Genomic DNA, 18,436 nt, shown 5'->3' with positions numbered 1-18,436 from the left:
AAGTATAATCTTATACTACCATCTTAGTTTTTGCTCGTCAACTTATTTTTTTATAGAGGTTAACAAATAGGGCGATTAAAAACTCCCCTTATGAGGAGTGATTGTTTTGTTTAGAAATTGCGGCCATTTTTACCATAACCATAACGATCCATGAAATCTTGTCGGAATTCCAGCAGGTTGTCATCCATAATAGCTTGGCGAACTTTCTTCATTAGGTTGACTAGGAAGTAAAGATTGTGATAGCTGGTCAGGCGAATACCAAAGGTTTCGTCTGCTTTAAGCAGGTGACGCAGATAGGCGCGTGAATAGTTTCGGCATGTATAACACTCACAATCTGGATCTAAAGGTCCAAAATCTTTAGCAAAGGCAGCATTTTTGACCACAAGACGTCCCTGACTGGTCATGCAAGTCCCATTACGGGCGATACGAGTAGGTAACACACAGTCAAACATATCTACTCCTCGGATAACTCCGTCAATCAAGCTATCTGGTGCTCCGACGCCCATAAGATAACGGGGTTTATTTTCTGGCAAGAGCGGGGTCGTGAAATCTAGGACCGCATTCATCTCATCATGACTTTCTCCAACAGCTAGACCCCCAATAGAATAACCAGGAAAGTCCATGCTGACAAGGTCAGCTGCCGATTGCCGGCGCAGATCTTCAAATCCGGCTCCCTGCACAATCCCAAAGAGGCCTTGGTCATGCGGGCGGCGATGGGCCTTGAGACCACGCTCAGCCCAACGACTCGTACGCTCGATGGATTTTTTAACATAGTCATAAGGTTGGTAGAACTGAGGACACTCATCGAAAGACATCATGATATCTGATCCCAAATTATTCTGGATAGAGATGGCTTTCTCAGGTGAGAGGAACATCTTAGCCCCATTGAGATGGTTTTTGAACGTAACGCCTTCTTCTGTAATATTACGACTATCAGCTAGTGAGTAGACCTGAAAACCGCCACTATCTGTCAGGATAGCCTGGTCCCAATTCATAAACTTGTGGAGACCACCAGCCTCAGCAATCAGCTCGTCTCCCGGACGCAGCCAGAGGTGGTAGGTGTTGGAGAGGATAATCCCTGATCCCATTTCTTTAAGTTCCTCAGGTGACTGGGTCTTGACCGTCGCCTGAGTCCCCACTGGCATAAACATGGGAGTTGGAAAGGTGCCATGCGGGGTGATAATTTCCCCTAGGCGGGCACCTGTGTGTTTTTCTTTTTTAATCAGACGATATTTAATCGGTACATCAGTCATTGATAGTTCTCCCTTGTAAGCCCCTTGCAAGGGCGATTTTAGCCTTACTATTCTATCAAAATATGAAAAAGATGTCACTCAGATTTGCATCTAAAAAAGAAGTCGGCCAGTCCGACTTCTTAAACATTCTTTCCTGAGGCTAACAAGCTTTTTTCTTGATAGACTGAGACTTTCTCTTAGATTTCAACCTTAGCGGCTAAAGTCTTAGCTGGTTGTTTGCCTAAGTTTTCTAGGGTAACGGATTTAACTTCTGCCGCATTCGTGAAGACAACAATGACAGATTTTTCTTTACCCGCGGCTTCTAGAGCCTCTAAATCAACTACTGCTAAAAGATCGCCAGCTTCTACACGTTGACCATCTGTCACCTTAGGCGAAAATGGAATTCCATTAAGGCTAACGGTATCAATACCAATGTGAACCAGAACTTCTAGGCCTTCATCAGTCAGGAGGCCATAAGCGTGTTTCGTAGGGAAAACACTCGTAACCACACCAGCTACTGGTGAGTAAATATTGCCATCTGTTGGTTGAACTGCGAAGCCATCCCCCATCATCTTACCAGAGAAGACTGGGTCTTTAACTTGGTCGATTGGGATGATCTCCCCTTCAGCAACAGAGAGTACATTTTCTGTCACGCCCTTGAAGGTATTTTCAGGGGCAGCAACGTCTTCTTTCTTAGAGAAGTCAACCACTGGGATACGAGCACCGGAATCAAGCAAATCTTGGATGTCAGATTTAAGACCATCAGCCTTAGGCCCATAAACGGCTTGAACACCATGCCCTTTGACAACTAGACCGAGGGCACCAGCTTTCTTCCAGTCATTTTCGTCGCCAACCTGTTCTGGATCTTTAACCGTTACACGTAAGCGTGTCATACAAGCATCAACATCGTCAATATTGTCTCGACCACCAAGTAGATTGATAATTTGAACGATTTGGGAATCAACAGAAGTATTAGCATCGCCGTTGTTGGCATGGATGGCTTCATCAACTTCTTCGCTGTCGTAATTGCCGTTACGTCCAGCAGTTGCAAGATTCATCTTTTGAATCATGAAGTTACCGATAAAGTAAGTTATCAGGCCAAAGAGGACAGATACCCAAATGAAATTGATGACATCTACACCCAGACCAGCCTTAATAGCCATTGGGGTACGGGTTAAGAGTTCGATATTACCAAAAGAATGGAGGCGCAAATGAACAAGGTCAGCCATAGCAAAGGCACAGCCTTGGATAAAGGCATAGACAAGGTAGAGTGGCATTGCAGCAAACATGAACATGTATTCAAGAGGCTCTGTAACCCCTGTCAGGAAGGTTGCCGCTGCTGCTGAGATGAACATTGATTTGTATTTTTTCTTTTTATCAGGATCAACATTACGGTACATAGCAACAGTCATTCCCATCAGAATACCGGATGCACCAATCATTTGACCCACTTTGAAACGAGCAGGTGTGACATGAGTCAACAAATGTTGGTACTGTCCAGGGTGAGAACCTTTAAGATGAATCAAGTCAGTTACCCAAGCCAACCACAGCGGGTCTTGTCCAAGGACATCTTTGCCCGTAGTGATTGAGTGATAGGTCCCGCCAAGCTGAGTATAATTCATAGGAATAGTCAGCATGTGGTGCAGACCAAATGGCAGAAGCAGACGTTCTAGAGTTCCATAAAGGAATGGCGCCAAAAATGGAGCAGTATCTTGTGAGTTAGCCAACCATTGGCCAAAGTTGTTGATCGCTGTTTGGACCAATGGCCAGAAGATAGCCATGACAAGACCAACAATAGCAGAACGCAGGATAACCACAAATGGTACGAAACGTTTCCCATTGAAGAAGGTCAAAACATCCGGAAGCTTACGGAAGTTGTAGTACTTGTTGTAGGCGGTCGCACCAACAAAACCAGCGATGATACCAACAAAGACTCCCATGTTGAGGGCTGGCTGGTTAAGGACATTGATAAAGTAGTCAGCAACTCGCATGGTGCCGCCAAAAATATTGTGAACAACCGCTTTATCATCGGCCAACATGTCAGTGGTTACTCCATAGAAGTTACCAGTAATTAAGTTAATCAGGATAAAGGAAATACCTGCAGCAAAGGCACCGCCAGCTTTTTCCTTAGCCCAGCTGCCACCAATAGCTAAAGCAAAGAGCAGATGCAAATTGTTAAGGAAACCCCAACCGATTTGAGAAATCAGATTGGTGATTTGTGTCCAAGTTGTATTATTGGGGGCAATCAAAGCAAGAGAGTTACCGAGAGAAATCATCAAACCTGCAGCAGGCATGACAGCGATAACAACCATTAAACATTTCCCGAATTTTTGCCAAAATTCGAAACTAGCTAAGCTTTTAAGATTTTTCATGTAAAGCTACTCCTTTGTGTATATATATTACCAAGAACCATTTCGTCTTGCGAAAATTTCTTAGAAAATGGGAAACTAGTGCAGTCTCAGCGAGATACAAGATAGTTTATCTTTTTTCTAAGAAATTTAGTTCGAGTTTAGTGACATTAAACTATTAAGATGATGGAAAATTAGAAGCCCAGCGAGCAAACTAGAATTTGCTAACCAAGGTCTTTCATAAATTGTTCGGTCGAATTCTTGTCCCTTAAATCTTCAAAGTCACTTCTAATCCGAAGTGGTCGGAAACGACTGGCTTGTTCTGGCCATTGAAGATGACCCGACTGCATTGGACTGAAATTTCTTGATTGACGAAGATATAATCCAGACGCTTATCCTGCTTTTGGCCTTTCCAACCATCAATGGATTGGGAAACTGTCACGCCAGAATCCTTTTTCTTAGCCAGCTGGTAAGTATCCAGCAGCCCCTGATCAAGGATGGTTTGGTAGTCTTCTGGATTGCCAAGGGCATCGGTATTAAAATCTCCTATAAAAATTTTAAGCCCAGAGAAATGAGAATGGTTAACTAATCTTTGCAAATTATCAATCTGACTTTCTCTTTGACTAGTCGGTAGATTCATGTGGCAGGAATAAACTTCCAACAACCTATTATTAACTTCCAGCTTGAGCCGAATAATTTTCCGCGAATCAATGGTATGAATATCCTGACTTTTTGAAGTGTAAAAGCCCTCAGCTTCTAAAACCTTGTATTTGGTCAGAATGGCAATTCCTTCATCGTAGATATCATAACCAATATGAGACATTGACCAATGGTAAGAATAAGCCGTCAATCCCTTCTGCCTAAGCAAATCAAGCAGAATCAAGCCGTAATTATCCTTTCCCAGCTCTCCGCTAACTTTTGGTGCTGAGATCGTCTGATTGACTTCCTGCAGAGCGATGACATCGTAATTTTTCTCAGCAATCGTTTCCGCTAAATGTTCAAGCTTTTCATCTTGATTTTCTTCTAACCAAGCATGAACATTCAAGCTTAATAGATTCATCTCCACACTCCTTTCATAAGGGAATTAGTAAATAATTCCCTTAATCTCCTTAAGACTTTTTCATTATACCGTAAGCGCTTTCTTTTGTCAATATGTTTTACGGAATTCTTTTTATTTTTTTCAATTCAATTCCGAAATAAAAGTCTCACTGTATGGTATTTAAAAAGCCAGAAGCCTTAGCTTCCAGCCAATTTATTTTCTCCTTGTAAGGTCAAGGGTTAATAGCTATGCCAAATATCTTCATTGTACTGAGCAATGGTCCGATCAGAAGAGAAGAAACCAGCCTTGGCGATGTTATGGATAACCTTACAATTCCAAGCTGCTTGATCTTGATAGTCTGCCACCATTCTTTCTTTCGTTGCAATGTAGTCTTTTAAATCTATCAAGGTCATAAACCAGTCCTTAGAAATCAATTCATGATGAAGGCGGTTGAGCCGTTCTTCATTACCGACCGTCTTAAGTTCAGGACTAACTATAAAGTCTACAGCTTCTTTAATTTCAGCATCCTTGTCATAATAATCTTTAGAAACATAACCAGACTTAGCGTAAAGGTCAATGATGGTATCAGAATCCTTACCAAAGCTATAAATATTATCCTTCCCAGCCAGCTCGGCGATTTCGACATTGGCTCCGTCCATGGTCCCTAAGGTCAGGGCACCATTGAGCATAAACTTCATGTTTCCTGTACCTGAAGCTTCTTTAGAGGCCAAAGAAATTTGTTCTGAGATATCGGTTGCTGGAATCAGATGCTCAGCTACAGTAACATTGTAATTTTCCACCAGATGTACATTAAGGTAAGGGCTAACTTCAGGGTCATTGTTAATCAACTCTGACAGACTGAGAATAAGGTGGATGACGTCCTGAGCAATGGTGTAGGCCGGCGCTGCTTTACCACCGAAGATGACGGTAATTTTCTTCTCAGGCAGATGGCCTCGCTTGATTTCCAAGTATTTATGGATAACATAGAGGGCATTCATCTGTTGCCGCTTATACTCGTGGAAACGTTTTATTTGAGTGTCAATGATAGAATGCTCATCCAAATCAATACCCTTATTATCCTTGAGGTAACGCTTAAGGGCTAGCTTGTTATTGAATTTGATTTCAGCCAGATGATTTTGAACTCTCTCATCATCAGCAAAAGCCAAGAGTTTCTCCAATTTCATAGCATCGGTCAGATAGCTATCACCAATCAGGTCTTTGAGATAGGCCGCCAAATCTTGATTGGCAAATTCCAACCAGCGGCGGAAAGTAATACCGTTAGTTTTGTTATTAAATTTCTCAGGGTAAAGTTGATAGAAATCTTTAAGTTCACTAGTCTTCAGGATTTCCGTATGAAGAGCAGCAACCCCATTGACACTGGTCGAGTAATGGATATCCATGTTGGCCATGTGGATACGTTGGTCTTTATCGATAATGTGCACGGCTGGATTGCTGTACTTGTCTCGAATCAAGGCATCCAGTTTTTCAATAATAGTCACTAAATGTGGTACTACCTCATTGAGATAATCCAGAGGCCATTTTTCCAAGGCTTCCGCCAAAATAGTGTGGTTGGTGTAACCGACCATTTGAGAGACGATAGCCACTGCTGCATCGAAATCAATCCCATGTTTCTCTGTCAAGAGTCGAATGAGTTCTGGAATAACCATGGATGGGTGAGTATCATTGATTTGGACATAGGCATAATCCGCCAAGTCATAGAGATTAGAACCACGTTCCAAGGCTTCATCAATCAGAAGCTGGGCCGCATTTGAGACCATAAAATACTGTTGATAAATCCGCAGAAGCTCACCGTTCTTATCTGAATCATCCGGATAGAGAAAGAGGGTTAGGTTCTTTTGGATTTGTGCCTTGTCAAAAGTAATGCCATCCTCAATTAGGTCGTAGTCCAAACCATCGATATCAAAGAGATTGAGGTAGTTTTTAGTATCCTTGTGGTAACCCAGCACATCGATACGATTCAGGCGGGACTTGAGAGTAAATTCTTTAAAAGGCACGTTATAACTGATATCTGTCGGTACCAACCAAGAGTCATCTTCAATCCAGTAGTTGGGTTCAGCTTCTTGCTGATTATCGTGGAAGACCTGTCTAAAAAGGCCACAATGGTAGTTAAGTCCAACACCTTCACCATTGATACCAAGACTTGACATAGAATCAATGAAACAAGAGGCTAGACGCCCCAGTCCGCCATTTCCAAGGGATGGTTCTAGTTCTTCATCTTCAATCTGGGTAATGGATTTCCCAACTGTTGCTAGGGCTTCTTTGGTTTCTTGATAAATTCCTAAATTAATAAGGTTATTGGATAAGAGCTTCCCGATTAGAAACTCAGCTGAAATGTAGTAGACCTTGCGTTTACCTCTATTTTTAGGAAGCTGACTAGCCTTCTCTTTAACATAGTCCATCAGAGCTAAATAGATGGCCTTGTTATCCAAATCTGCTAGCTTAGTCCCTTGTTTTTCTTCTATATACTGTGTAATACTCATTTTCTTATCCTCTGTGATAGGTTTCTGTAATAGTCTTTAAAAATTCTTTCTTATCATCCGTTAATTGGTCGGCTGTCATCCGCCATTGCCAGTTGGTACCGACGGTATTTGGCGTATTCATCCGACTGGAGGCCGGCAAATCAAGAACATCCTGCATGGCGGCGATGGCAATATCGCTAACCGATGCGTAGAGGGTTCGTAGCAGTGCTTGTGTCACGGGCTCTCCCGGTGCCCGATGGGTGTAACGGTCAGTATAGGCTCTTGCTTCTTCGCTTAAGCCCTGATACCACCCGCGCACTACTTCATTATCATGGGTGCCTGTGTAAGCTACTGAGTGACTCGTGTAGAAGTGTGGCAAATCGACATTGCTTTCATCCGGCCCTTGTAAGCCAAACTCCAAGATCTTCATGCCTGGGAAGGCTGTGTCTGCTAAAAGTTTCTCAGCTTTTTCATCAATATAACCTAAGTTTTCAGCGATAATAGGTAAGTCGCCAAGCGCTTCCTTGATTGCTGCAAAGAGCTCATAACCAGGGCCAGACTGCCAGGTCCCGTACTTAGCCGTATCATGACTGGCATCAACCTGCCAGAAATCAGAAAAACCTTTGAAGTGGTCAATCCGAATAACATCATAGAGCTTGAGGGTTTCTTCCATGCGGTAAATCCACCAAGCATAGCCAGTCTTCTTATGGGCTTCCCAATCATAAATAGGATTGCCCCAATATTGACCTTCATCGCTGAATTCATCGGCAGGTACGCCCGCTACATAGAGTGGTTTACGATTATCATCAGCCTTGAAGAGTTGAGGCTGGGTCCACATTTCCACACTATCAGCCGAAACATAAATTGGCATATCACCGATAATTTCAATCCCTGCTCTATTGGCGTAGACCTTAAGCGCCTGCCACTGTTCAAAGAAGAAATACTGAGTCACTTTGTGATAGGCAATGGTATCTGCCAAGTTTTTACGCAGCTTGACTAGGGTTGCTTGATCACGCTGGATAGCTTTTTTATCATCCCATTCTTGCAGGGCCTTAAGTCCAAAATGCTCCTTGATGGCCATAAATTCCGCATAGTCAGCTAACCAAGATTGATTATCCTTTTCAAATTTAGCCAGAGCCTCTTGGGCATTTTTATCCACTAAAAAGGCTTTTACGGCCTTTTCCAAAAGAGGACGTCGAACCTCAAAAAGCAGGCCATAATCAACCTTATTAGGATTGTCTCCAAAATCAAGGCCTGCTAAATCTTCCTCTTCTAGCCAACCTTGATCAAGCAAAATATCTAAGTCAATCAGATTGGTATTACCAGCAATAGCTGAAAAGGATTGGTAGGGGGAATCTCCATAGCTGGTCGTGGTCAGTGGCAGAATTTGCCAATAGGTTTGCTTGGTCTCCACTAGAAAATCGACAAAATCATAAGCTGCCTGCCCAAAGCTACCGATCCCCCTGTCTCCTGCCAGTGACGTTATGTGCATCAAGACACCGCTTTTTCGTTTTCTCATAAATATCCTCCATAATTACCAGACTAGAGCTTTGTTTAGGCTCGCCGGAACGGTCTTAAAGTTTCATTTTACAGTCTTCATTATAGTGGAAGCGATTTCTTTTGTCAATAGTTTTACGTAATTCTTTTTTCTACTCTTTCTTTGATACGTATTAAACTGGTTTTTAACGATAATTTATGGTAGAATAATCGTATAAAACTGAAGGATATAATGATGATGAGCAAGTACAAGCAGGTCTATGAAGATATAAAAAAACAAATTGAAGAAGGCAAGCTCCAGCCCAATCAAGAATTGCCAACCGAAAATGAATTGATGGCCATTTATGGCTACTCCAAGGACACCATTCGTAAGGCTTTATCGCTCTTGGAATTGGATGGCTACATCCAAAAGATGCGAGGCCGCAATTCTATCGTCATGGAGCACGGCCGCACTAAAAATAACTATCTCTCTGAAATCAAAACCTCTGATGAACTCAACCGCGATGAACATCTGGATATCAAAACTCAGCTAGACAATCTCTACATTGTTCAAGGAGAGCAAGAGCTGATGGATATCTTCAAGGTTGATGACAGTGTTGATTTTTACCGTGTTAGCCGCAGCCGTCTGATTGATGATGAAAGGTTGGAGTTTGAACTCTCCTACTTCGACCGTCGGGTAGTTCCCTATCTTAATAAAGAGATCGCCGAAACGTCCATCTATCAGTATTTAGAAAATCAGCTGGGATTAAAAATCACCCATTCTCGTCGAGAAATTTCCTTCCGCTACGCTACTCAGGAAGAAAAGGATAATATGGATCTTGGCGACTTCAATATGGTAGCGGTTGTCACCAGCCTGACCTATCTCTCAAACGGCCAGCTCTTTCAATACGGTACCATTAGTTACCGCCCTGATAAATTTACCTTTGTCACCATGGCTAAGCGGTAAGTGTGGTAAGACTGATAAAAACCTCGACTAGTGTTTAAACTAGTCGAGGTTTTTCTTGTCTATGCCAATAAATGCGCAATAGTTTTCTTAAACAACTCATTACTTTATATTTTATATAACTGAACGCGCCACAAGGATTTGAAAAAAGTACAAACCTCCTATTTTCTTCAAGTCACTTAACAGCTTTGTCCCTTAATCAGATATTCGCCCACACACTATCTAAAATGTTGGTTTGGTCGCGGTCCGGTCCGACTGAGAAGGTCGAAATGCGGACACCGACCAATTCACCGACACGGCGAACGTAGTTGCGAGCAGCTTCCGGCAGTTCATCGAGACTGCGGCAACCAGTAATGTCTTCTGACCACCCCGGCAATTCTTCATAGATTGGCTGACAGCGTTTGAGCTGTTCCAAGCTAGCTGGGTAGTGGTCAATGCGTTCACCGTCTAAATCGTAAGCGACACAGATTTTCACCGTATCTAAGCCCGATAAAACATCAATAGAATTCAGCGAAAGATTGGTAATCCCTGAAACCCGGCGGCTATGGCGCATGACAACGGAGTCAAACCAGCCAACCCGGCGCGGGCGACCTGTTGTTGTCCCATATTCATGGCCAATCTCCCGAATACGATCACCCGTTTCATCATTTAATTCTGTCGGGAAAGGACCATCTCCAACGCGACTGGTATAAGCCTTGCAGACTCCGACAACCTTGTTAATCTTGCTTGGCCCAACACCAGAACCGATGGTTACGCCACCAGCAACAGGATTGGATGAGGTGACAAAAGGATAAGTTCCTTGGTCGATATCCAGCATAACTCCTTGCGCTCCTTCGAAAAGAACGCGTTTGCCGCTGTCAAGGGCATCATTTAATATAACAGAAGTATCTGTGACATAGTCCTTAATGATTTGACCATAGTCATAGTATTCTTGGAAAATATCCTCAAATTGAAGGGGAGAACATTCATACATCCTTTCAAAGAGCCGATTTTTTTCAGCTAAATTAACTTTTAAACGTTCTGCAAAAATGTCTTTGTCTAAAAGATCGGCAATACGAATCCCGACACGGGCCGCTTTGTCCATATAAGCAGGGCCGATACCCTTGTTGGTTGTTCCGATTTTATTATCTCCCTTAGCGGCCTCCTGCAGCTGGTCCAATTTAATATGATAAGGGAGAATAACATGGGCCCGATCCGAAATGCGTAAGTTATCAGTGCTGACACCTTCTGCATGAAGATAATCTAACTCTTTCACCAAAGACTTAGGATTGATCACAACACCATTGCCAATAACTGCCAGTTTTTCTGGGAAGAAGATTCCTGATGGAATCAAGTGAAGCTTGAACTTCTTGCCATCAATCACAATAGTGTGACCAGCGTTATCACCCCCCTGATAGCGGGCGATGACCTCTGCATCCTGACTCAAAAAATCTGTAATTTTTCCCTTACCTTCGTCTCCCCACTGGGTTCCGACGACTACTACTGATGTCATATAAATACTTTGGAGGGACTGAATAAGACCCTCTCACCTTTCTGGAAAATAGACGATAGGACTTTCACCTATCAGCTTTCTACAACATCTTATTATAGGAAATTTCTGACTTTTTTTCAAGATTTGGTCAATGAAATTGGCTAAAAGTGAAGGAAAAACTTTTTATAATATCATTTTGTAAGCAAAAGCCGAACTTTCTAGTTTTTTCTTCCTGATGAAACCATTTCTCCTGCCATAAGAAAAAACTATGACTAATCTATAGCCAACGTTTGAATGCCAAGGTATTTCGTTGTATAGTGGGGGTAGACTGATTATTTCATTTAATAGGATATAAGAACTGCTAGAAGAGGAGATTTTATGACTGTCGACCAAATCCTACAAAATAGCTCCACCAGCCTTCCCATTCTCCAAGGGACTTTTGGACTGGAACATGAAAGTCTGAGGATTGACCGCCAAAGTAACCGCCTGTCCCAAAGATTCCACCCTGATCGGCTGGGCTCACGCAATTTTCATCCCTATATTCAGACCGACTACAGCGAGCCTCAGATTGAACTGATTACACCAATCAGCCAATCGACCAAGGAAGCACGCCGCTTTTTGCGGGCTATCACAGATGTCGCTGGCCGTTCCATCGCTAAAGAAGACTATCTCTGGCCTCTATCTATGCCACCGCAGGTTAGCGAAGACGAGATCGTTATTGCTCACTTAGAGGATGCTTTTGAACGGGAATATCGGGAGCATCTCGCTAAAGTCTACGGTAAAAGATTGCAGACTATCTCAGGTATTCATTATAATTTTGGGCTGGGAACGGATTTATTGAACCAGCTTTTCCAGCAAAGTAATTATCAGGATTTGGTTGCCTTTAAAAATGATCTTTATCTCAAGCTGGCCCAAAACTTTATCAAGTACCGCTGGTTCCTGACCTATCTTTATGGAGCAAGTCCGATTGCGGAAAAAGGCTTCTTTGACCACGATTGGGATAGCCCTGTTCGCTCTATTCGCAACAGTTCACTGGGTTATGTTAACCATGAATCTGTCAAAATTTCCTACAGCAGCCTAAAACAGTATGTGGCAGACATCGAGGCCTGTGTGGCTGATGGGCGTCTGATTGCAGAAAAAGAATTTTACTCGCCGGTTCGCCTGCGCGGATCAAAACGCAGCCGAGACTTTTTGGAACGAGGGATTACTTATTTAGAATTTCGCTGCTTTGACATTGATCCTTTTGACCAGCAGGGAATTGCTCAAGAAACATTGGACACCGTTCACCTTCTGGTCCTAGCCCTGCTCTGGTTGGATGGTCCCGAAGCTGTTGATAAGGAACTGACTGCTGCTGAAAAGCTGAATGAACACATTGCCAAGGCAAATCCTCTGGAGCCCCTGCCTAATCAGGCCCCTGTCGAGGACCTGCTGCAGGCCATGCGAGCCATTATTGGACACTTTAACCTGCCTCCTTATTATAGCCAGCTGGTTGACCAGCTGGAAACCCAATTGGCGGATCCTCGTTTGACCATCGGTGGCAGACTAGCTAAGGAAATCAAAGGGGCCTCTTTAGAAGAATTTGGCCGCAAACAAGGACAGACTTTCAGCAATCTAGCTTGGCAGGCGCCTTATGCTCTCAAGGGTTTTGGGACGATGGAACTATCGACCCAGCTTATCATGTTTGATGTCATTCAAAAGGGGATTCAGCTGGAAATCTTGGACGAAAGTGATCAATTCCTCAAATTGACCCTTGGCGATCATACCGAATATGTCAAAAATGGGAATATGACCTCTAAGGATAGCTATATTGTTCCCTTGGCCATGGAAAATAAAACCGTCACTAAAAAAATTCTGCGACAGGCTGGCTTTCCAGTTCCAGAGGGGGCCGAATTCCATTGCTTAGAGGAGGCTCTTGATGATTTTGCCCGTTTCAGTCATACGAAGGGGATCGTCATCAAACCTAAGAGTACAAATTTTGGGCTGGGTATCTCTATTTTTAAAGACAATGTCAGTCAAGATGATTATACCAAGGCTGTGAAGCTGGCTTTTGCGGAAGACGACAGCATTTTGGTTGAGGACTATGTTGCTGGAACTGAGTATCGCTTCTTTGTTTTAGAAGGGGAGACATTGGCTGTTCTTTTACGGCAGCCAGCCAATATCATTGGCGATGGACACTCTACCATCAAAGAGCTGGTTGACAAGAAAAACAGCAATCCTCTGCGCGGCACTGGCCACCGTTCACCCTTAGAAAAAATTGAGCTGGGAGAGATTGAACGGCTCATGTTAGAACAGCAAGGTTACACGCTTGACAGTATCCCAGACAAGGATAGCCGCATTAATCTGAGAGAGAATTCCAACATTTCAACTGGCGGAGATTCGATTGACATGACCGAGCAGATGCATCCCAGTTACCTAGAATTAGCTGCTCAAATGGCAGAAGCTATGGACGCCTGGGTCTGCGGTGTGGATCTCATCATCCCTGATTATCGAGAGCCCTACTCCAAAGAGGCTGCCAACGCTACCTGTATCGAGCTCAACTTCAACCCTCTCATGTATATGCATACCTACTGTGCTCAAGGGCCCGGACAGATTGTTTCAACTCGAGTTATTGAAAAACTTTTTCCAGAACTATAAGACCGCGACGCTAATATCATAAACAAAAAAATTCCTAGCAGTTTGATGAACTGTTAGGAATTTTTATGATACTTATAGAAAGGGACGGAATGTAGGCACCCTTTTATAGCTTTGCTTTAACCCATAAAATCTTTAATATCTTCTGGTGTTAACGATGAATCACAAACGACTTTTACAGAACCATTTTGAGAGACCAGAAGTCCGGGTACTGTGGCTACGCCGTAGCGATTGCGAAGGGCTTGAATATCCTCAATTTGTGACATATCCTCGCTGTTTAGATAAGCAACAGCTGCGCCTGTCTCTTGCACTGCCTGACCCAGCTTAGGCGCAAAACGCCGACAAAATGGGCAGGTCGGACGGCCAATAAAAAGGATAAACTTCTCTTGAGCAGCAATACGATTACGGGCTTCTGCCGCAGAAATAGGTTCCATAAGCGATACAGCTTGATCAAAACTAGACATAAGATTCCCTCACTTTATTCTTTTGTCCCTATCATAAAACAAAACTAGGAGCCATGCAAATTTTGGCTATAAAAAAAGCCCGCAAGTTTGCAGGCTTATAAAAGAGATCTAATTAAGCACCTTGCTCTTCTTTAAGCAATTTTCTATCATAATTTCTAATAAACGGATAATAAACAAGAAAGGCAGCAAGGGCACAAACTAAGGCTAAAATAATCGCCCTCCAGTCTCCTGTACCTGTAAAGGCACCAATTCCCACTGGAGTTGGCCAAGCAACTTGAGCAAATACTGCTTTAATCAAATCCAATTTCATGGCAAAGTAATAAAGAGTAGCAGAGGTCATAGGTGCTAAAATAAACGGAATAATCAAAGAGGGATTATAGATAATTGGAATCCCGAAAATAAGTGGCTCATTGATATTGAAAATTGCTGGAACAACTGACGCTTTACCAATAGCACTTAATTGTTCTGATTTGGCACGGGTTGCTAACCAAATACATAACCCTAGAGTTGCACCAGATCCACCAGCGATAACAAACATATTAGACCATTCACCGGCAACAATGTAGTGAGCTCCTTTAGCATTAGCTGCCATATTGGCAAGGGCAATTGGGTTAACAAAAGGCGTAAAGATAGTATTAGCTCCATGGATACCAATGCTCCATAATGCTTGTGTTAAGAGGTAAATAATCATGATACCTATCCAAGTATCTGTTAAACTTCTTACAAAGCCAAATGGTGCTGCAATAACTTGGAAAATATCTGTCCCTAATACAACAAACACACCATTTATAAATAAGACAACAAATGCGATAACGAATCCTGGTACCAAAGCTGTAAAGCCACGGGATACCCCTTCCGGTACAGCTTCCGGCATTTTAATAACCCAGTTATGTTTCACACACATGCGATAAAGCATGACAGCCAAAATAGCCATAATGATAGCTGTAAAAATCCCTGATGTTCCAAAACGTGTAATAGCTCCATCAGCAATTGCCCAACCATCTGATACTACTTTACCTTTTTTCAGATTAAGAACTGTTGACATTGAACCGCCTTTAAAAATAATTTGCGGAACGGTCATCAGAAAAGCAAAGAGCGAGAGCATTGCACCATTCAAAGGATTCAAGTTCAATTCTTCCTCTTCGGCATATATTTTGGTTAACTCATACCCCATGGTTAAAACAAAATAAAGTGACAAAGAGCCCATAGTAACATAATAAGCAAGCATATAAAGACTTGAAAACTTATAAAATGTTGCTTCATAAATGTCTCTTACAACCGGCCAAAAACTAAATGAATCTGGTAAAACATTAAATACTAAAAACATTGATCCGACGATTGTAAAAGGTACAGAAGCAACACCCGCTGCCGTAATAGCTCGGACAACCTTATATTGGGCAATAACGCTCATCGGTCCCATAAGATACTTATTCAGGAAACCAAATAGTCCCTTTTGTTCATCCATAATTTTTTCCTCCATTAAATATATTTTTTAATATGATTATGAAAACGATGGTAAAATTTGTCTTCATTGCTCTTGATTTGTCTAATACGTTTGAGATTATACCAACAGATAAGCAAACCAAGAAATTGCACTAGGGCAAAAAATAGGTGAGCCGGTACAGTATCTGAAAAGAAGGGAACAGCTGTGGGTAGCTGCTGGGGAATCACAGAAACAGCCAGCAAAAACAGCTCTACACTGATTTGAGTTTTTAAGGATCGCTCAGTCTGTTTAAGATGAACCTCCTTAGCTCCGTAAAGTTTAAACTGCTCAGCACAGGCTGCAATGAACAGAAACAGCAAAACCACCGGCAAAATGAGATAGACACTTGGTCTGTAAACCAGAGAAAGTATCCAATAAAGATTCACAAAGAAAAATAAAGCCAGACTGTACCTAAACAACAGGTAGCGTGAAAACAAATTATTTTTCAGAGTCATTTGCCGTTTTAATTCCTGACTGTCTACTTTTTTTGAATCTCTATTTGATTGATGGGACATCCCGACTCCTTTCTAATTTACTTTTTTATACAACTCAAGCATTTCAAGCGCCACTTCCCGTAGGGTCATGGTTGTCATTAGGTGATCTTGGGCATGGACCATGATAATTTCTACCTTGATTTCAGTCCCGCCTGCATATTCTTGTAAAAGCTCTGTCTGTGACTGATGAGCCTTCAGAAATTCTTCATTAGCTTGGTCGAGCTTTGTTTCCGCCAAATCATAGTCACCCTGTCGCATAGCGTCGAACGCTTCATGAACGATGGCACGGGCATTTCCCGAATTGAGGATAATTTCAAATGCGGCAACCTGTAGCTCTTCTGTATTCATATCGTTATTTCCTTTCTTCTAATTGTAAAAACAGCTCTTTAAACGCTTCAAAAGTTTGGCAAGCTAGGATTTTAGTCTGTAATTCAGGCCTGTCTACTAAGTCAACGATACTGCTGGCAATAACGGGCAGACCGTCATTTTCATAAATTGACATGGACGTTAGAAAAATCAACTTAATCATTGGATAATCGTCGCTCCATTTTAAGCCCTGATGGATGATTGCTACGGCTACTCGGTGTTTCGTTCCCACTGCCTTAAGCGGATGGGGAACAGCAATGCTGTCACTGAAGACGACAGAACTCATCAGTTCCCTTTGCTTAATCATCTCCTGCATACGGCTTTCAAAATGTTTTCCTTCACAATCCGCCATACTGTGGATCAGCTGGGCAAGCACCTCATCTTTATCACCCTTGTCAAAAATAAAGAAGGTCTCTTTTGTAAAAAACTCATCAAAAACCTGCCCTAGTGAAAATCTCTCATTATTAGCATAGTGGGCTAGGCGACTTTTGGTGTACAAACTGGCTATTTCTTGCCTGATATGATTAATTTCCTCATCATCTAAAAATACCGATACTGTAAATACGGGGATATTAAAAATCAAGGTTGATAAATCAATAGATGAAATGATAAAATCAATATCTTTTAGCTTTTCATCGCTGATTTCATAATAGCCGATCACATCAACGACACGAACGATATTCCCCAATTCATTTTCAATACGGCTTTTGAGCATTTGGGCACTGCCATAACCAGTCGCACAGATAACGAGGATATTATATTTTTTATGTTCCTTATAGCGCTCTTTAGCTGCCATAAAATGAAGAGCGATATAGGCCAGCTCATCTTTTGACACAGAAAACTGGCTGAAGGTCGGCATGAGTGACAGGGTCTTTTCAGCCAGTTGATACATATCTGGAGATTTTTTCTCAATCTCATCCGTCAGCGGATTATCTAAAATCACCTCATTTTCCAAACGTATCAGCATGGTTGAGAGGTGGGATAACAAACCTTCAATCAGCTGAAAATCATTCTTGACTGCTGGATTTAAGGTTTCAATGGCTGCCAGCAATTCCTGACGGAGACGATCTTCTTGCTCCTGCACGAGGTGATTAGCAGTGGCTTGTTTTTTAGTCACTAGATGCAAGGTAATATAGTCGACTTCTTCACTAGGAAAATCAATACCTGTCACTGAACTAATTCTGTCAAGGATACACTGAGCAATCTTGCGTTCATACCAATCGGCTATGTCAACTGCCTCGCTGAGCTTACTAATCTTGAATCCTTCCGTAATCCGCCGAATCGCCAAAGCAATATGAATAACTAAATTTTGGATAACATAATCGGAGAGCTTTAATTCTCCCTCTCGGCACTCATCTAAGACAATAATGGTGAGTTCTTCAAAGCTTATTTTTTGGCTGAAAAGATCATTATCGACATAGGTATGCATGGTATTGACAAAACCCGAACTGATAAAGTAATCCATAATAAAGCGTCTCTTATCACGTTCGCTGCCGGTAATATAAACCCCCTTGTTAGGTTTACTTTCAATTCCTAGATGGTAGGGAATAAACTTTTCTCGAATTTTTTTAAAGTCACTTGACAGCGTTGAACGGCTGACATAGAGTTCATCCGCTAAATCATCAAAATAAATCTCATTTTGCTCGAAGAGAAGCTTGTTAAGCAAATAATTATAACGATCGTTAATATCAGAAATTTCCTTATAGGGGAGCTGAGCTAGATTCAGATGATTTTCTTCCAAGAAGGCAGAATACTGATCATCATCGGAAATGATAAGTTTGTAACCATGTCCTTGCTTTGAGGTCAACTCTAATTTGGGATAGGGTGATAATTTATCCACTAAGGATTTGCAGTAGGTTCTAACTGTCCTATCTGAACAGGCTAGTTGATCGGCCAACTCCTGGCTGGTCGTGTAATGATCCTTATTCTTAATAAGAACTTGGAGAATCTGTCTTTCACGTTTATTCAGCATAAGACGCTCTCCCCTC

Annotated in this window: 13 protein-coding genes; 2 read left to right on the top strand and 11 right to left on the bottom strand. The window is 42.2% G+C overall.

All coding sequences use genetic code 11. The features are described from left to right. Positions 1-110: 110 nt before the first annotated feature. From tgt to malQ, 5 genes are all read right to left on the bottom strand, one after another. On the bottom strand, positions 111-1,253 hold the full coding sequence (gene tgt / locus G7Y32_RS06615; protein ID WP_165212250.1) for a tRNA guanosine(34) transglycosylase Tgt: 1,143 nt from the start codon (positions 1,251-1,253) through the stop codon (positions 111-113). 176 nt (positions 1,254-1,429) lie between these two features. Further along, positions 1,430-3,604 (bottom strand): PTS transporter subunit IIBC, encoded by a 2,175-nt coding sequence (locus tag G7Y32_RS06610; protein ID WP_165212248.1) that lies wholly within the window; start codon positions 3,602-3,604, stop codon positions 1,430-1,432. A 244-nt stretch (positions 3,605-3,848) separates the two neighbouring features. Then, positions 3,849-4,640: an endonuclease/exonuclease/phosphatase family protein gene (locus G7Y32_RS06605; RefSeq protein WP_165212246.1), complete on the bottom strand. Its 792-nt coding sequence runs from the start codon at positions 4,638-4,640 to the stop codon at positions 3,849-3,851. A 218-nt stretch (positions 4,641-4,858) separates the two neighbouring features. Continuing rightward, on the bottom strand, positions 4,859-7,120 hold the full coding sequence (glgP, locus tag G7Y32_RS06600) for a glycogen/starch/alpha-glucan family phosphorylase (protein ID WP_165212244.1): 2,262 nt from the start codon (positions 7,118-7,120) through the stop codon (positions 4,859-4,861). A 4-nt stretch (positions 7,121-7,124) separates the two neighbouring features. Next, on the bottom strand, positions 7,125-8,618 hold the full coding sequence (gene malQ / locus G7Y32_RS06595) for a 4-alpha-glucanotransferase (protein ID WP_165212242.1): 1,494 nt from the start codon (positions 8,616-8,618) through the stop codon (positions 7,125-7,127). A gap of 213 nt (positions 8,619-8,831) precedes the next feature. Here malQ and G7Y32_RS06590 point away from each other — a divergent pair, with 213 nt between their 5' ends. Beyond that, positions 8,832-9,542, top strand: coding sequence for a UTRA domain-containing protein (locus G7Y32_RS06590; RefSeq protein ID WP_004226876.1), 711 nt, complete (start codon positions 8,832-8,834; stop codon positions 9,540-9,542). 196 nt (positions 9,543-9,738) lie between these two features. On the opposite strand, the gene G7Y32_RS06585 is transcribed toward G7Y32_RS06590, so the two are convergent. Continuing rightward, complete coding sequence (locus G7Y32_RS06585) at positions 9,739-11,031, bottom strand: adenylosuccinate synthase (RefSeq protein WP_165212240.1); 1,293 nt, start codon at positions 11,029-11,031, stop codon at positions 9,739-9,741. Between the two features lie 357 nt (positions 11,032-11,388). Between G7Y32_RS06585 and gshAB the strand changes: the two genes are divergently transcribed. After that, entirely contained in the window at positions 11,389-13,644 is a 2,256-nt protein-coding gene (gene gshAB / locus G7Y32_RS06580; protein WP_165212238.1) for a bifunctional glutamate--cysteine ligase GshA/glutathione synthetase GshB, read from the top strand. Positions 13,645-13,760: 116 nt separating this feature from the next. On the opposite strand, the gene G7Y32_RS06575 is transcribed toward gshAB, so the two are convergent. The 5 genes from G7Y32_RS06575 to G7Y32_RS06555 all read right to left on the bottom strand — a co-directional run bounded on the left by G7Y32_RS06575 (position 13,761) and on the right by G7Y32_RS06555 (position 18,420). Next, complete coding sequence (locus G7Y32_RS06575) at positions 13,761-14,105, bottom strand: DUF6568 family protein (protein ID WP_165212236.1); 345 nt, start codon at positions 14,103-14,105, stop codon at positions 13,761-13,763. A 112-nt stretch (positions 14,106-14,217) separates the two neighbouring features. After that, positions 14,218-15,570: a PTS cellobiose transporter subunit IIC gene (gene celB / locus G7Y32_RS06570; RefSeq protein ID WP_165212234.1), complete on the bottom strand. Its 1,353-nt coding sequence runs from the start codon at positions 15,568-15,570 to the stop codon at positions 14,218-14,220. Positions 15,571-15,584: 14 nt separating this feature from the next. Next, on the bottom strand, positions 15,585-16,103 hold the full coding sequence (locus G7Y32_RS06565) for a hypothetical protein (RefSeq protein WP_165212232.1): 519 nt from the start codon (positions 16,101-16,103) through the stop codon (positions 15,585-15,587). A 12-nt stretch (positions 16,104-16,115) separates the two neighbouring features. After that, on the bottom strand, positions 16,116-16,430 hold the full coding sequence (locus tag G7Y32_RS06560; protein ID WP_165212230.1) for a PTS cellobiose transporter subunit IIA: 315 nt from the start codon (positions 16,428-16,430) through the stop codon (positions 16,116-16,118). Between the two features lie 4 nt (positions 16,431-16,434). Further along, positions 16,435-18,420 (bottom strand): BglG family transcription antiterminator, encoded by a 1,986-nt coding sequence (locus G7Y32_RS06555; RefSeq protein ID WP_165212228.1) that lies wholly within the window; start codon positions 18,418-18,420, stop codon positions 16,435-16,437. Between the last annotated feature and the right edge of the window lie 16 nt (positions 18,421-18,436).

Source organism: Streptococcus tangpeifui, assembly GCF_011038795.1.
Taxonomy (GTDB): domain Bacteria; phylum Bacillota; class Bacilli; order Lactobacillales; family Streptococcaceae; genus Streptococcus; species Streptococcus tangpeifui.
The sequence above is the reverse complement of the archived record's forward strand: the minus strand, read 5'-3'. Positions and strand labels throughout refer to the sequence as shown.

What these genes read in the sequence shown, in the direction of transcription:
- G7Y32_RS06555 (WP_165212228.1), bottom strand. Translation starts at nt 18,420, where the DNA reads ATGCTGAATAAACGTGAAAGACAGATTCTCCAAGTTCTTATTAAGAAT.
- glgP (WP_165212244.1), bottom strand. Translation starts at nt 7,120, where the DNA reads ATGAGTATTACACAGTATATAGAAGAAAAACAAGGGACTAAGCTAGCA.
- malQ (WP_165212242.1), bottom strand. Translation starts at nt 8,618, where the DNA reads ATGAGAAAACGAAAAAGCGGTGTCTTGATGCACATAACGTCACTGGCA.
- G7Y32_RS06560 (WP_165212230.1), bottom strand. Translation starts at nt 16,430, where the DNA reads ATGAATACAGAAGAGCTACAGGTTGCCGCATTTGAAATTATCCTCAAT.
- G7Y32_RS06575 (WP_165212236.1), bottom strand. Translation starts at nt 14,105, where the DNA reads ATGTCTAGTTTTGATCAAGCTGTATCGCTTATGGAACCTATTTCTGCG.
- tgt (WP_165212250.1), bottom strand. Translation starts at nt 1,253, where the DNA reads ATGACTGATGTACCGATTAAATATCGTCTGATTAAAAAAGAAAAACAC.
- celB (WP_165212234.1), bottom strand. Translation starts at nt 15,570, where the DNA reads ATGGATGAACAAAAGGGACTATTTGGTTTCCTGAATAAGTATCTTATG.
- G7Y32_RS06605 (WP_165212246.1), bottom strand. Translation starts at nt 4,640, where the DNA reads ATGAATCTATTAAGCTTGAATGTTCATGCTTGGTTAGAAGAAAATCAA.
- gshAB (WP_165212238.1), top strand. Translation starts at nt 11,389, where the DNA reads ATGACTGTCGACCAAATCCTACAAAATAGCTCCACCAGCCTTCCCATT.
- G7Y32_RS06590 (WP_004226876.1), top strand. Translation starts at nt 8,832, where the DNA reads ATGATGAGCAAGTACAAGCAGGTCTATGAAGATATAAAAAAACAAATT.
- G7Y32_RS06610 (WP_165212248.1), bottom strand. Translation starts at nt 3,604, where the DNA reads ATGAAAAATCTTAAAAGCTTAGCTAGTTTCGAATTTTGGCAAAAATTC.
- G7Y32_RS06565 (WP_165212232.1), bottom strand. Translation starts at nt 16,103, where the DNA reads ATGTCCCATCAATCAAATAGAGATTCAAAAAAAGTAGACAGTCAGGAA.
- G7Y32_RS06585 (WP_165212240.1), bottom strand. Translation starts at nt 11,031, where the DNA reads ATGACATCAGTAGTAGTCGTCGGAACCCAGTGGGGAGACGAAGGTAAG.